General features: G+C 71.5%; 16 protein-coding genes. 9 read left to right on the top strand and 7 right to left on the bottom strand.

All coding sequences use genetic code 11. The features are described 5' to 3' along the window. From AB0M47_RS30375 to AB0M47_RS30360, 4 genes are all read left to right on the top strand, one after another. Window positions 1-1,448: PQQ-binding-like beta-propeller repeat protein (locus tag AB0M47_RS30375; protein ID WP_363420083.1), on the top strand; the 1,448-nt coding region annotated here is incomplete at its 5' end. Between the two features lie 80 nt (window positions 1,449-1,528). Continuing rightward, entirely contained in the window at window positions 1,529-1,966 is a 438-nt protein-coding gene (locus AB0M47_RS30370; protein ID WP_363420081.1) for an SRPBCC family protein, read from the top strand. Continuing rightward, the gene (locus AB0M47_RS30365; RefSeq protein WP_363420079.1) at window positions 1,963-2,403 is read left to right on the top strand and encodes an EVE domain-containing protein; all 441 of its coding nucleotides are present in this window, start codon (window positions 1,963-1,965) and stop codon (window positions 2,401-2,403) included. Before AB0M47_RS30370 ends, AB0M47_RS30365 begins: the two co-directional genes overlap by 4 nt. Then, entirely contained in the window at window positions 2,400-2,843 is a 444-nt protein-coding gene (locus tag AB0M47_RS30360) for a MarR family transcriptional regulator (RefSeq protein WP_363420077.1), read from the top strand. Before AB0M47_RS30365 ends, AB0M47_RS30360 begins: the two co-directional genes overlap by 4 nt. 43 nt (window positions 2,844-2,886) lie before the next feature. Here the strand turns inward: AB0M47_RS30360 and AB0M47_RS30355 are convergent, their stop codons facing one another. Continuing rightward, entirely contained in the window at window positions 2,887-3,438 is a 552-nt protein-coding gene (locus AB0M47_RS30355) for a hypothetical protein (RefSeq protein ID WP_363420075.1), read from the bottom strand. 132 nt (window positions 3,439-3,570) lie between these two features. Then, complete coding sequence (locus AB0M47_RS30350; protein ID WP_363420074.1) at window positions 3,571-4,413, bottom strand: SMP-30/gluconolactonase/LRE family protein; 843 nt, start codon at window positions 4,411-4,413, stop codon at window positions 3,571-3,573. An 88-nt stretch (window positions 4,414-4,501) separates the two neighbouring features. On the opposite strand from AB0M47_RS30350, the gene AB0M47_RS30345 reads away from it, so the two are divergent. Next, the gene (locus AB0M47_RS30345; protein WP_363420072.1) at window positions 4,502-5,752 is read left to right on the top strand and encodes an MFS transporter; all 1,251 of its coding nucleotides are present in this window, start codon (window positions 4,502-4,504) and stop codon (window positions 5,750-5,752) included. A 22-nt stretch (window positions 5,753-5,774) separates the two neighbouring features. Here AB0M47_RS30345 and AB0M47_RS30340 read toward each other — a convergent pair whose 3' ends face one another. Continuing rightward, window positions 5,775-6,398 (bottom strand): FMN-binding negative transcriptional regulator, encoded by a 624-nt coding sequence (locus AB0M47_RS30340; RefSeq protein ID WP_363420070.1) that lies wholly within the window; start codon window positions 6,396-6,398, stop codon window positions 5,775-5,777. A 90-nt stretch (window positions 6,399-6,488) separates the two neighbouring features. Here AB0M47_RS30340 and AB0M47_RS30335 point away from each other — a divergent pair, with 90 nt between their 5' ends. Then, entirely contained in the window at window positions 6,489-6,842 is a 354-nt protein-coding gene (locus AB0M47_RS30335; RefSeq protein ID WP_363420068.1) for a four-helix bundle copper-binding protein, read from the top strand. A 19-nt stretch (window positions 6,843-6,861) separates the two neighbouring features. Here the strand turns inward: AB0M47_RS30335 and AB0M47_RS30330 are convergent, their stop codons facing one another. After that, complete coding sequence (locus tag AB0M47_RS30330; RefSeq protein ID WP_363420066.1) at window positions 6,862-7,383, bottom strand: MarR family transcriptional regulator; 522 nt, start codon at window positions 7,381-7,383, stop codon at window positions 6,862-6,864. Between the two features lie 88 nt (window positions 7,384-7,471). Here AB0M47_RS30330 and AB0M47_RS30325 point away from each other — a divergent pair, with 88 nt between their 5' ends. From AB0M47_RS30325 to AB0M47_RS30315, 3 genes are all read left to right on the top strand, one after another. After that, window positions 7,472-8,701, top strand: a complete 1,230-nt coding sequence (locus AB0M47_RS30325) for an MFS transporter (RefSeq protein ID WP_363420064.1) — start codon at window positions 7,472-7,474, stop codon at window positions 8,699-8,701. 162 nt (window positions 8,702-8,863) lie between these two features. Further along, entirely contained in the window at window positions 8,864-9,496 is a 633-nt protein-coding gene (locus tag AB0M47_RS30320; RefSeq protein ID WP_363420062.1) for a hypothetical protein, read from the top strand. 92 nt (window positions 9,497-9,588) lie between these two features. Continuing rightward, window positions 9,589-10,368 (top strand): class I SAM-dependent methyltransferase, encoded by a 780-nt coding sequence (locus AB0M47_RS30315; protein WP_363420060.1) that lies wholly within the window; start codon window positions 9,589-9,591, stop codon window positions 10,366-10,368. Here the strand turns inward: AB0M47_RS30315 and AB0M47_RS30310 are convergent. The 3 genes from AB0M47_RS30310 to AB0M47_RS30300 all read right to left on the bottom strand — a co-directional run bounded on the left by AB0M47_RS30310 (window position 10,365) and on the right by AB0M47_RS30300 (window position 13,181). Beyond that, window positions 10,365-11,264: a hypothetical protein gene (locus tag AB0M47_RS30310; RefSeq protein WP_363420058.1), complete on the bottom strand. Its 900-nt coding sequence runs from the start codon at window positions 11,262-11,264 to the stop codon at window positions 10,365-10,367. The genes AB0M47_RS30315 and AB0M47_RS30310 overlap by 4 nt on opposite strands. Before the next feature lie 106 nt (window positions 11,265-11,370). Beyond that, window positions 11,371-12,033, bottom strand: coding sequence for a response regulator transcription factor (locus AB0M47_RS30305; protein WP_363420056.1), 663 nt, complete (start codon window positions 12,031-12,033; stop codon window positions 11,371-11,373). Continuing rightward, window positions 12,030-13,181: a sensor histidine kinase gene (locus tag AB0M47_RS30300; RefSeq protein ID WP_363420054.1), complete on the bottom strand. Its 1,152-nt coding sequence runs from the start codon at window positions 13,179-13,181 to the stop codon at window positions 12,030-12,032. The genes AB0M47_RS30305 and AB0M47_RS30300 overlap by 4 nt, the downstream gene beginning before the upstream one ends. Window positions 13,182-13,260: the final 79 nt, after the last annotated feature.

The following is a 13,260-nucleotide window of genomic DNA, read 5'->3' as shown; positions in this document are numbered from 1 at the left end:
GTCACAGGGGTGGGACGGCCGCCCAGACGCACCCGATCAACCCACCGCGCGCGATGGGCAACGCGGTTGCTGGGCCAGCGCGTTGTATCGGCATGACCCTGATCGATCTGGATGCGTCGCCGCCCCCGCCGGCCGAGGAGCGACCCGGCCGGCTGTCAGCCGTACGCGCGGCGCTGCGCCGGCGGCGTACGCCGGTTCTCGGGGGAGCGCTGCTGACGCTGGTGCTCGCGACGCAGGCGGCCGCTGCTCCGGGCGTACCGGCGGTCGCGCCGATCCGGCTGCCCGCGGTCGCGGCGGACGGCACGGTGCTGGTCTCCGGCACCCGGGCGTACGTCGTGACCGGCCGGGACTTCGAACTGCGGGCGTACTCGCTCGTCACCGGGCAGCAGCTGTGGGCGTACCAGTCCGGGCGGCCGATCGTGGACCTGCGCGACGCCGGTGACCTGGTGCTCGTGATGACCCCGCAGGCCATCCGGGTCGGCACCGGCCAATCGCCGGTGACCACGCCGGGTCTGATCGTCGCCCTCGACGGCGTCAGCGGGGCCAAGCATTGGGAGCACTTCGGCTTGGCCATCCCGGGTACGTTCACGCCGGGTGTGCTGGTGGTAGAGGACGCCACCGGCCTCGTGGGGCTGAGGCTTGGCGATGGCGGCACCATCTGGCACGACCCGGAAAGCCAGCCCTATCCGGCGTACACCGATTCGGGTCAGGTCCTGGTCGGGGCCTATGTCGCCGACGGTACCGGCGCCGACGGGCCCGGCGGCCCGGACGGGCACGTGCGACTCGGCCTGCTCGACACGGCGACCGGGCGATCCACGCCGCTGGGCTCGCTGACGCTGGACGCCATGCCGATTCTCGCGGCCGGGTCGTCGAGTGTCCTGGTGCTGCGCTCGGGCGACGGAACCCTGACCTACGGGCTCGCCACCGCAGGGGCCGACCCGACCGCTGTGATGGCGGTGACCACGGTGGCGTCGAACGCTTCGCCGGACGCTGTCGGGGACCTGCGGTGCGGCCGGTTGATGTGCCTGAATCTCGGCGGGGAGGTGACCGCCGCCGACCCGGCCTCGGGGCGAACCGTCTGGCGGCGGGACGGCGAGTGGATCGGCGCTCAGCTTCCGGCCGCCGACGGCGTTCTCCTGTCGTTGATCCCCGCTCGCTCGACCGCCGCGGTGCTCGTGGACGCCGAAACCGGTGAGACTCGGGTGGAGCTGGGCGTGTGGCGGGCCGCCGGCGCGGTCGGCGACCGCGTGTACGCCGTCTACGAGCCCAGACGCACCGGCCGGGCCTGGCTCGGCGTGGTGGACGGCGACCACGTTCGGGCCGTGGCCGACCTCGGCAGCGCCCGTGCCTGCCGCGTCGCTGCGGACTGGCTGCTGTGCACGGGGGACGGGGCCTCCGCCGGGAGCGCCTGGCGGCTCACCAGGGACGGCGTGACCGGAAGAGCGTGACCGGACGAGCCTGACCGGCCGAGGGGGCACCCGACCGGGCGCGCTTGACCACAAGATACTAAGCGCGCATACTATTTGTTGTGAAGACGATAGCCACTGCTCGCATCACGTCGTCCGCGCCCGCCGCGGAGTTCTTCGCTCGCTGGGCCGACATGGCCACCTGGCCGGAATGGAACACCGACACCGCCTGGGTCCGGCTCGACGGTCCCTTCCGCGCCGGGGCGACCGGCGTACTGAAGCCCAAGGGCGGGCCGGAGGTGAAGTTCGTCGTCGCCACCCTCGAACCCGGTCGCGAGTTCACCGACGTCTCACTGCTCGCCGGGGCGAAGCTGACCTTCCGCCACCTCGTCGGACGCGACCGCGACGGGCGGACGACGGTCGACGTCGAGGTGACCCTCGGCGGCCCGCTGTCGTTCGTCTGGTCGCTCATCCTGGCCAAGGGAATCCGGGCCAGCCTGCAGGCCGACCTTGACCGGCTCAACGACGTCTGCACCTCCCGGACGGAGGTGGCGGCATGAGGTTCTGGCTCGGCGTCGTCTGCCGCGACCACGTACGCCGTGGCACCGGACTGGGCATCGCTCAGCTCGGGCACGGCCGGCGCGACGGCCTGGCGCGGTTGTCACCGGGGGACTGGCTGGTCTACTACTCGCCCAGAACGAGCCTCCGAGGCGGTACGCCGCTTCAGGCGTTCACCGCGATCGGCGAGGTCGCCGACGGCGAGATCTGGCAGGCCGACGAGGGGGACTTCCGGCCGTGGCGTCGTAGAGTGTCCTACGTGGAGGATGCTCGCGAGACTCGGATCATGGATCTCGACCTGGCCCTGACGCGGGAGCGGAATTGGGGGAACCAGCTGCGCCGAGGCCTGGTCGAGCTTACTCAAGAGGACTTCACGCAGATTCGGTCCGCCATGGCGGACTTCGCGAAGACTCGGTCCGCCATGGCGGATCACTCGTGAGCGGTCTGGACACCGAGTTCCACAGTGCCGACGAGAGCCCCGGGCTCCTGCTCTGGCAGGTGACCAACCAGTGGCAGGCCGCCATCCGCGCCGCGCTCAAGCCGTTCGGTCTGACGCATGTGCAGTTCGTCCTGCTCGCGACGCTGACCTGGTTGCAGGACGCGGGCCCGGTCACCCAGCGGGCACTGGCCGACATGGCGGTCACCGATCCGATGATGACCTCGCAGGTGTTGCGGGCGCTGGAGGCGCGAGCGCTCGTGCACCGCCCGCCGCATCCGCAGGATCGCCGGGCGCGGGCCATCGCGGCGACCGACGAGGGCCGGGTCCTGGTCAACCGGGCCATCGTCGCGGTGGAGGCGTGCGACCGCGAGTTCTTCGGCGCGCTCGGCGACGGCGTGACCGGCTTCGCCGGCGCGCTGCGGGCGCTGCGCCGCACCTGACACCCGCCGGGGCGGGGTCAGGCTGTTCAGTTGATGCTGATCATCAGTTGACCCCGATCAGCCGATCGGCGGGTACGGATGTGGGGGCGGCCGCGAAGGCCGGCTGTCGCCGCGCCCACCACAACAGCCCGATGTAGACGAGATCGAACGCGCTGCACAGAATGCCCAGCGTCAGGATGAACGCGGAATGTTCATAGGCGCCGAAGACGATCGTCGGCGCGAGCGTCCCGATCCACTTCGCGACGGCGATGGTCATCGTCTGGCCGCGTACGCCTCGCCGGGCGGCGAACATCGCCACGAACAGCCCGGACATCAGCAGATTCTGCAGGAACGCCGAATACCGCGACGCCAGGTGCCAGTCGAACTCGACGACGAACATCCACTGCACCAGGAACCCGGTGGCGAACACCAGTACGCTGAACGCCGCGAACATCGTCCCGGACAGGAAGTCGGGCAGCTCGCGGCGGCCGAAGCGCAGATACGTGTAGACGATGACGGCGTCGGCCACCGCCCAGACCACGTTCACCACGCCCTGCAACGACAGGCCGTCGAGCAGCCCGTGCAGGCCGTAGATCCACTCCCAGCCGATGTTCAACCCAGCGCGACCAGGGGCATCGCGTACGTGCGCTGCTTCAGTCCGATCCGGATCGAGTCGAGGTAGACGATCGTCCACGCCAGACCGCTCAGCGCCGTGAGGAACGTGACCATCGCGGCAGCGTAGCGGAGTTCACGGCCATCCGGCGCCCGGCACCGCCACCTCGGCGGCGAGCACCTGGCCGCTGCCCGGCCGCACCATCTCGGTCTCGGTCATGCCCTGCCAGACGGCCGCCGTGATGAACAGGGTCGTTCCGGCCGTCCCGCCGAGCGCACAGGCGAATCCGCCGCGGTCCAGGCCGATCGTCTGCCGGACCTCGCCGCCTTCGGCCACGCGTACGCATCGGCGGTTGGGCACGTCGGCGTACCAGACGGCGTTCTCGGCGTCGACGCAGATGCCGTCGGGTGCGCCGTCGCCCAGCTCGGCCCAGATCCGCCGATTCGCGAGCGTGCCGTCCCCGGCGATGTCGAACCCCAGCAGACAGCTGCGGAACGAGTCGGCCACGATCAGCGTCGAGTTGTCCGCCGTCACCGCCATCCCGTTGGGGAACAGGACGTCGTCGGCGACCTGGCGTAGCTCGCCGTCCGGGGTCACCAGCGCCACCCAGCCCGGCCGGGCCTGCTCGCCGGCCATCGGGTCGAAATCGCCTCGGTTCACGTAGACGTTGCCCCGGCCGTCGGCGACGACGTCGTTCCAGCCCGGCCGGCCGAGGTCGGCGTACGTGGCCAGCGAGCCGTCCGCGCCGCGGACGAGCAGCCGGCCCGCTGCCGAGTCGACGATCACCATTCGGCCGTCCGGCAGCCACGCTGTGCAGAGGGGCAACGACGCGACGCGGGCGACCACCTCGCTCCGGCCCGCCGGGTCGGTCGCGACGACCTCGCCCGCCGACCAGTCGGAGAAGTACAGCCGGTCGCCGTGCCATCGCGGGGACTCCACCAGGCCCCGCCCGTCCAGCACCACGCGAGTCTCGTTCATCTGTGACCACCCTTTCGCACCGTCTCACCTGCTATACGAACGAGCCCCCGCGAAATCGACGCCCACCCGCCCGGATACCGTCGCGACCATGGCAGACACCCCCCGGCCCGCCCCCTGGCCGCTGGCCAGCCTCCTGCTCGTCGCGGCCGGCACCTTCCTCTCGGTCACCACCGAGATGCTGCCCATGGGCCTGCTCAGCTCCATCAGCCACGACCTGCGCGTCAGCGAGTCGTCGGTCGGCCTGCTCGTCACCGGGTACGCCCTGATGGTGGCGCTGTTCGCCGCGCCGCTCGGCCGGGCGACCGCCCGCCTGCCGCGGCGTGCTCTGTTCGTCGGCACCCTCATCGCGTACGCCGGAAGCAGCGTCCTGATGGCGGTGAGCTTGGCCTACCCGATCGCGGTCGCCGCGCGCCTGTTCGGCGGGCTCGCGCACGGGGTGTTCTGGGCGATGGTCGCCGGATACGTGGCGCGGCTGGTCCCACCGGAGCGGCTCGGCCGGGCGGTGACCGTCGTGTTCAGCGGCGGTACGGTGGCCGTCCTCGTCGGGGTGCCGCTGGGGACCGGCCTCGGCGTCGCGATCGGCTGGCGGGCGTCGTTCCTCGCGCTCTCCGCCGCGACCGCGCTCGTCGCCCTGGCCGCGTCGCGGCTGCTGCCGCCGATGCCGGGCGAGGTCACTGCCACCGAGACCAGCCTGGTACGCGTACTGCGGACGCCGTCGGTGACGGTCGTCGCGATCACCACCGCGCTGACGATGCTCGGCTACTTCGCCTTCTACACCTACATCTCGCCGTTCCTGCAGGCCGCCGGGATCTCCGAGCAGGCGCTCGGCCCGGCGCTGTTCGGTTACGGCGTCGCCGGAGCGGTCGGCCTCTTCCTGGCCGGGATGCTGGTCGACCGGCGACCCCGGCTGGCGATGCTGGCCGGCGGCGGCCTGCTCACCGGCGCGCTCGTCTTCCTCGGTGTCGTCCCGGACGGCGCCGCGCTCGCCGTCGTGGGGATCATGGCGGCCGGGCTCGCCCTGAACGGGCTGGCCGTGCTGGTGCAGGCGGCCATTCTGCGGGCCGCTCCGCCGCAGGCGGGTGACACGGCGTCGGCGCTCAACGCCTCGGCGTTCAACATCGGCATCGGCGGCGGGGCCCTGCTCGGTGGGCAGGTCCTCGCCGCCTGGGGAACCGGCGCGCTTCCGGTGGTCGCCGCCGTCCTGACCGGGGCCGGGCTGGCCGGAGTCGTCTATGGACGGCGCGACGGCTTCCCGGCCCTCATCGAGACGGAACGCCCGCCGCAGGTGCTTCCGGCAGCGCAGACTCCGCCGGAGCGCACCGGCGCGAACACGCAGTGACTGGACAGATTCAGGGCCAGTGTCACAGCCCGTTGTGGGTACGCATCGCAGCCGCGGCAACGGCGTCGCCCTGGCTCTCCAGCCCGCCGACGACCCCGGCGACGTCGGCCGCCGAACGGTTCTGGCTGAGCTTGGCCTTGGCCTCGATCCGGCGGATGACCAGCTCCACTCCGACGATCGCGCGCGCCTGGCCCGCGACGTACGCGGCCGGCGCGTCGTCCACCGACCACGGGTGCGGCCGCCCGGCCTCGTGGTGGTCGGTCAGCCGCCGGACGAGCCCGGTCACCCACTCGGCGTCGTCGTGGACGACGAGGTCGCCGTAGACGTGGGCGGTCACGTAGTTCCAGGTCGGCACGACCCGGCCGTGTTCGGCCTTCGAGGCGTACCAGGAAGGGGACACGTACGCGTCCGGCCCGCGTACGATCACCAGCGCCTCGCCCAGGACCGGCAGCTTCCACTGATCGTTGGTACGCGCGACGTGCCCGAGCAGCGCGCCGTGCTCGCCCGCGGCCGGGTCGTAGAGGAACGGCAGCATCGTCGCGACGAGCCCGTCCGGGGTCGCGGTGATCAGATCGGCCGCGCCGGGATGCCGCAGGAGCTCACCGACGGTTGCGTCGTCTGCGGCGAAATGAGTCGGAATGTACATCGATGTCGTCCTCGCTCGATCGGCTGCGGCCTTCACCAGCCTGTCATACGGTGAGGGCTGACCTGACACCCGACGAGGGAGTGCCTGATCATGGATCTGCACCACGACAACGGCACGATGGCGCAGGGCGTCTCGGCGGCCCTGGAGTGTCACCGGATCTGCGAGGAGACCATCAACTACTGCCTCCAGCAGGGTGGGCAGCACGCGGAGGCGGCGCACATCCGGCTGTTGACGGACTGCGCCGACATGTGCCGCATGGCGGCCGATTTCATGGCCCGGTCCTCGGAGTTCCACCCGGCCATCTGCACCCTGTGCGCCGACGTCTGCCGGCAGTGCGCGGCGGCGTGCGACGCGTTCGGCGACGACGTGCAGATGCAGCGCTGCGCCGACGCCTGCCGCGAATGCGAGCGGTCCTGCCGTCAGATGGCAGCCGCCCACGCCTGAGCCCCGATCCTCAGCAGCCTTACTCGTCCAGCGACAGCATCACCTTGCGCAGCAGGGTGTTGAGCTGGACCAATTCCTTTCCGGTCAGCGCGGAGAGCAGCCTGTTCTCCCGTTCCAGACCTTCGGTCAGATGCCGCTGCCACACCGTACGCCCGGCGGCGGTGGGCCGGACCAGCACGCGGCGGCGGTCGTTCGGCTCGCTCTCGCGGGTGATCAGCCCCGCGCCAGCCAGCCGGTCCAGCCGGCTGGTCATCGCGGCACGTGTGACGGCGGTGGCCTCGGCCAGCTGCCCCGGGGTCGCCTCGTTGGGATACGGCTGCACCATCAGCGCGTGCAGCGTCTTGTAGTCCTCGATGGTGAACTCCGAGCCGGCGAACGCGGCGACGTCGTCTCGCCGCATCCGGCGCAGGATGTGACCCATCCGGATCACCGCCGCCTCGACCTCGGGGGAGAAGGCCGGGTCGTCCCGGAGGTAGTCGGCCCAGCGGGCGACGTGGTGGTCGGCGGCGTCGCGGTCGGCTGTCCGGTCCGGTGCGGTCATGGAGTTCATGATGGCAGGCCGCCGGCCGCCTGGGTGGTGTCTGATAATTAGTTGTCGAATAGTTCGACGGTGAACTAATCTACGCGGCATGAAACAGATGAGCCGCGACTTCCGGCTGCTCGCCGCCGGGCAAGGACTGTCCTGGCTGGGCAACGGCTTCCAGACTGTCGCCCTCGCGGTGGCGATCCTGCTCGCGGGCGGTGGCGCCGGCGACCTCGGCCTGGTCATGGCGGCCTCGGTGGTCGCCATGCTCTGCGGCACGCTCTTCGGCGGCGTCTGGGCCGATCGGATGCAGCCTCAGCGGGTCATGGTCCTCTCCGACGTCGTCCGCGCCGTCGCCGCGACCGGCATCGCGCTCGTGTTCGGCACCGGCCACTACTCGTTGCCGCTCGTCATGGCGTTCGCCGCGATCTCCGCCGGGGCCGGGGCGTTCTTCGGGCCCGCGTTCACCTCGCTCAAGCCGATGCTCGTTCCGGTCGATCGGCGGCAGTCGGCCAACGCGACGCTCAGTCTCCTGCAGACCACCTGCGCCGTCATCGGGCCGGCGTTGGGCGGTCTCGTCGTCGCCCGGTTCGGCGCGACGACCGGTTTCGCCGTGAACGCGTTCAGCTTCGCGGTCTCCACCGTGACCGCGCTGCTCATCCGGGCCCGCGTCACGCGGCCGCCCCGGCAGGGGATGCTGCGCGAACTGAGCGCGGGCTGGCTGGAGATCCGGCGGCGCGATTGGCTGCTGGTGGGCGTACTGGCGGCGACGGTGTATCACATCGCCAACGGCGTGGTCCTCGTCCTGATCCAGGTCCTGGCGATCGAGCGGCTCGGCGGCGCGAGCGCGGCCGGTCTCGTCGCGGCGGCGGAAGGACTCGGCGGCGTGGTCGGCGCGGCCGTCGGCATGCGCTTCAAACCCCGGCGGCTGCTGCGCGCCGGCTGGCTCACCCTCATGCTGATGCCGGTCTGGGTCCTGGTGTACGTGTGGCCGGGCGTCCTCACCGCCGTCGCGGCCGGCGCCGTCGTCGGGTACGCCGGCCTCGCGTTCTTCTCGGTCGCCTGGGAAACTGCGCTGCAGGACCACATCCCGCACGACCGGCTGGCCCGGGTCGCCTCCTGGGACATGCTGACCTCGTTCCTGGCCATGCCGCTCGGCAACGCCCTGGCCGGTCCGCTGGCCGCGGCCTTCGGCTACGACCCCGTCCTGGTGGTCTGCGCGATCGTGCTGCTCGGGGCGAGCGTCACTCCGCTGGCGGTCGCGGGCTCGCGCCGTCTGACGCGATCCACTGTGGAGACGGCGGCGGCTCCTGAGCCGGCTACGGCCTCCGTGTGACCCGGCGCGTGAACTCCATCGACTAAAGCGAGGTGGTGGGCCTGGTTCGTCTGCGTACATCCGGATGTGCCGATGTCCGTTCGGGCCGTGCCGCTGCTGGGGGACGCTGAAGGTGAAGCGGAATGCGAATCGGTGGTGCCCAGTCGGACATCGCCTGGAGGCATGGGAGTGGAAGTGTACGCACGTTCAACAACCCTGATCACGGATCCGTCGTCGATCGACCGGGCTGTCGCGCTCGTACGCGACGAGGTCATGCCCGAGCTGATGGAGTTCGACGGCTGCCTTGGCCTGTCGTGCCTGATCGAGCGGGATTCCGGGCGCTGCATCGCGACCTCGGCCTGGCAGACCTTGGCCACCATGAAGGCGAGCGAGGAGGACGTCTCGCAGATTCGGAGTCAGCTGACCGCCCGGCTGGGAGCCATCGGGCTGCTGGTCCAGGAATGGGACATCCCGGTGATGCACCGCGCCCAACCGGCCCCGACCGGCGCGTACGCCCGGCTGTCGTGGCTGCGGGGCGAACCGGAGAACATCGACAACGCGGTCGAGTCGTTCAAGTCGGTGATTCCGATGATCGACGACATGCCGGGCTTCTGCAGCGCGAGCCTGCTGATCGACGGTGACATCGGCCAGGCCGTGTCGACCGTGGTGTACGAGAACTCGGAAGCGGTGGCGCGGTCCCGCGAGGTGGCCCAGATGCTGCGGAGCCGGGTCGCCCAGCAGGCCGGCGCGGACATCGTCGAGGTGGCCGAGTTCGAGCTGGCGCTGGCCCATCTGCGGGTTCCCGAAATGGTGTGATGTCTCGGACTGCGATTGCCGATGAGGTCGCCCTCGCTGGGCGGCCTCATCGGTGATCCGAAACGGCGCAATGTGCGGGCTACAGTGGCTCGATGGATCTTGAAGATCGCAAGCTGCACAGCTCCTCGTTCGGCGCGGCGGCGACCGCGTACGCCGAGCACCGCCCGGACTATGCGCAGGCGGCGCTGCGATGGATGCTGGACCTCGCACCCGGTACGCGAGTGCTCGACCTCGGCGCGGGCACGGGCAAGCTGACCGCCACGCTGATCGACCTGGGCGTGGACGTCGTCGCGGTCGAGCCCGACCCGCAGATGCTGGCCGAGCTGCAACGCGGACTGCCCGGCGCACGGGCGCTGCCGGGGAGCGCCGAGCAGATCCCGCTGCCGGACGCGTCCGTCGACGCGGTGGTGGCCGGAAACGCCATGCACTGGTTCGACATGGCCGTCGCCGGGCCGGAGATCGCCCGCGTCCTGGCTCCCGGTGGAGTCCTGGCCGGGTTGTGGAACGTGATCGACGACCGGGTCGGCTGGGCCGCCGGGCTCGAACAGGTCAGCGGACCGGCGGCGATCGGCCCGCGCGACACGTTCGGCGCCTGGCGGGCGGCGACGGCGAAGCTGCACCTGACCCGGGACGGCGCGCCCGCCGGGTTCGGCTCGCCGGAGCAGGCCGAGTTCCCGCACGGGCAGCGGCGTACCGCCGATTCGCTCGTCGCGACCCTTGGGACGCGGGCGGGCATGCTGGTCATGCCGGAGACGGACCGGGCGGCCCGGCTGAGCGAGATCCGGGCCTACCTGGCCGGGCGGCCCGAGACCGCCGACGGGGAGTTCACTCTTCCGATGCTGACCGGCGTGCTCCGCGTACGCCGCACCTAGGCCGGAACCAGGTCGGACCGCTTCGGCTGGACCAGCTGGACCGCGGCGATCAGCCCGACGATGGTTCCGGTGAGCAGCCGCAACAGGGAAACCAGACCGAGCAGGCCCATCGGGCCGCCGTCAGCGGCCAGCGGCGAGTCGACCACCAGGTTGAGCGTCAGCCACAGGCCCCAGGCGAAGGCGGCACCGGAACCGAGCCAGGTCAGCGTGAGGGCAGTCCACGTCGGGCCGCCCTTCATGCGATGCAATCCGACCGCGCCGGCCATCGACAGCAGCCCGAACATGGCCATCAGGAACCGGCCGCTGAAGCTGGTCGATCCGGCGGGGAGGCCCGCGTTGCCGCCAAGTCCCCAGTAGAGGCAGATCAACCCGAGGACGGACTGCAGGCCGATCATCGTCTTGGCGAGCAGCCCCAATTCGGCCGGCAGCGGTCCGCCCGGCAGGCGCGGCCAGCGTTCGCGGGCGTAGCCGACGAAGGCGGTCAACAGGCCGACGCCCTGGCTGACGAACCCCACGTAGACCACGGCGTACACCCACGGTTCGACGATGCCGCCACCTTCGGCGAACACGTTCAGCCCGCGTAGCGCGCTGAACGCCGCGGCGGCCGGAAGAGCGAGGACGATGGCTCCGAGGAACCCGACGCCCACCCACATCGGGAACAGGACCAGGGGAGCCGGCAGCCGGCGACCCCAGGGGCGAGTGAACGCCAGCGCGAGCACGACCGCCGTCACGTCCATCAGCACGGTGAAACCGTTCATCGCGTAAAAGGTGGCATCGTCCGGAGTGGACGCGTTCGTGCCGATAGTGCCACCGGACAGCCATATCATCTTCAGGACCAGGTACGGCACAGCGGCGGCCACGGCCGCGTACGCCGCGATGTGTTTGGCTTTCGTCATGAGGCCCAGCGTCGTCGTGGCTCGACGCCGACGACTCCCCAGCGCGCGGGAAGCGACCTCCCTCGGATGGGGGATCCTCAGCCAGGACGTCGAGCCGGCGGAACGCTCAGGCGCCCGGCGCGACCAACCCGCTCTCGTACGCCGCGATCACGAGCTGAGCCCGGTCGCGTGCGCCGACCTTGGTCAGCAGATGCCCGATGTGCGTCTTCACCGTCGCCGCGCCGACGTGCAGCCGATCGGCGATCTCCGCATTGGACAGTCCACGGGCGATCAGTTCCAGCACGTCGCGTTCGCGCTCGGTCACGCCGGGAAGGACCGAGCGCGGCGTCGGTTCGGGACGGCGGGCGAACTCGGCGATGAGCCGCCGGGTGACCCCGGGGGCGAGCAGCCCGTCCCCGGCGGCGACCACGCGGATCGCGGTCAGCAGGTCGGCCGGGGGAGTGTCCTTCAGCAGGAACCCGCTCGCGCCCGCGCGCAACGCTGTGAACACGTATTGATCGAGGTCGAACATGGTCAGCATCAACACTTTCACGGTGCTGCCCGGCTCGGCGCAGATGCGCCGGGTCGCCTCGATGCCGTCCAGACCGGGCATGCGTACGTCCATCAGGACGACATCGGGACGCTGGCTGCGTGCGAGGCGTACGGCCTGCTCGCCGTCGGCGGCCTCACCGGTCGTCACCATGCCCGGCTCGGCGTCGACGAGCACCCGCAGGCTTCCGCGGAGCAGCGTCTGATCGTCGGCGAGCAGCACCCGGAGCTCCTCCGTCATCGGGCCGCCTCGTAACGCAGGGTGGCGCGGACAGCGAATCCACCGCCGGGTTCCGGACCGGCTGCGAGAGTGCCGCCGTACATCGCGACCCGTTCGCGCATGCCGATCAGGCCATGCCCACCGGCGTTCGACGGGGCGGGGTTCGTGCCGTCGTCGAGGACCGACAGGCGTACCTCGCCACCGTCGGCCTCGACGACGATCACGCACCGCGCCCGCGGTCCGGCGTGCTTGGCGACGTTCGTCAGCGCCTCCTGCACGATCCGGTGCACGGCCAGACCGACCCCGTCCGGCAGGTCCGCGAGCCCCCGCGCGGTCAGCTCGGCGCCGGCCCGCCGCGCCAGGTCCCCGAGCGCCTCCGGTCCGGGCGCGGGCGCGAGATCCGCGGGTTGTTCGTCCGATCTGAGTACGCCGACCATGCGACGCATGTCGTTCAGGGCGTTGCGGCTGGTCTGCTCGATGACGCGCAACGCCTCGTGGGCCTCCTCCGGGCGGGTGCGGACGACGTGGTTCGCGACCCCGGCTTTCACCGCGATCAGGCCCATGCTGTGGGTCACTACGTCGTGCAGTTCCCGGGCGATGCGCAGCCGTTCCTCGTCGACCGCCTGCTGGGCGATCCGCTGCGCTGTGCGTACGGCGTCGGCCCGGCGCTGCTGGGCGGCCCGGCCGAGTTCGGCCGCGGCGAGCAACGCCAGGAACCCCAGCACCAGCAGCCCGGCGTTGCCCCGCCACCAGTCCTGCCCGGGTTCGCGGGCCACGCCGAGGGCGGCCGTTCCGAGCAGCAGCCCGATGGACAACCCGGGCAGCCACCGTTCCCACCACGACCGGGGCGTCCGCGCGGCGGTCACCGCGTAGAGGGCGTACGCGGCGGGCAGCAGCGGATCCCAGAGCTGGTCGCGCAGCACCGCCACGACGCCGACGGCTAGCGTCACCAGATACACCGGCAACGGCCACAACCGGCGTACGGCGAGCGGGGCCAACGCCGCCCCGGCCAGCGCGAACTGCTCCCACGGAGCCGCCGTCGCCGGGCGGGCCGCCGAGGGGCCGACCGGGCCGGTCGCCAGCAGCACCACCACGTACGCCAGCACGACGACGCCGTCGAGGGCGATCAGCCGGACGGCCCGGCTCCGGGGCTGCGCTGGGGGGTGCACCGGTCGACAATAGCCACGGCCAGGGCGTACGCGCCTCCGCCCACGGGGGGAGAGCCGCCAGGTCACGATCCGACTCCGG

The organism is Hamadaea sp. NPDC051192, assembly GCF_040682475.1.
GTDB lineage: Bacteria > Actinomycetota > Actinomycetes > Mycobacteriales > Micromonosporaceae > Hamadaea > Hamadaea flava.
The sequence above is the reverse complement of the archived record's forward strand: the minus strand, read 5'-3'. Positions and strand labels throughout refer to the sequence as shown.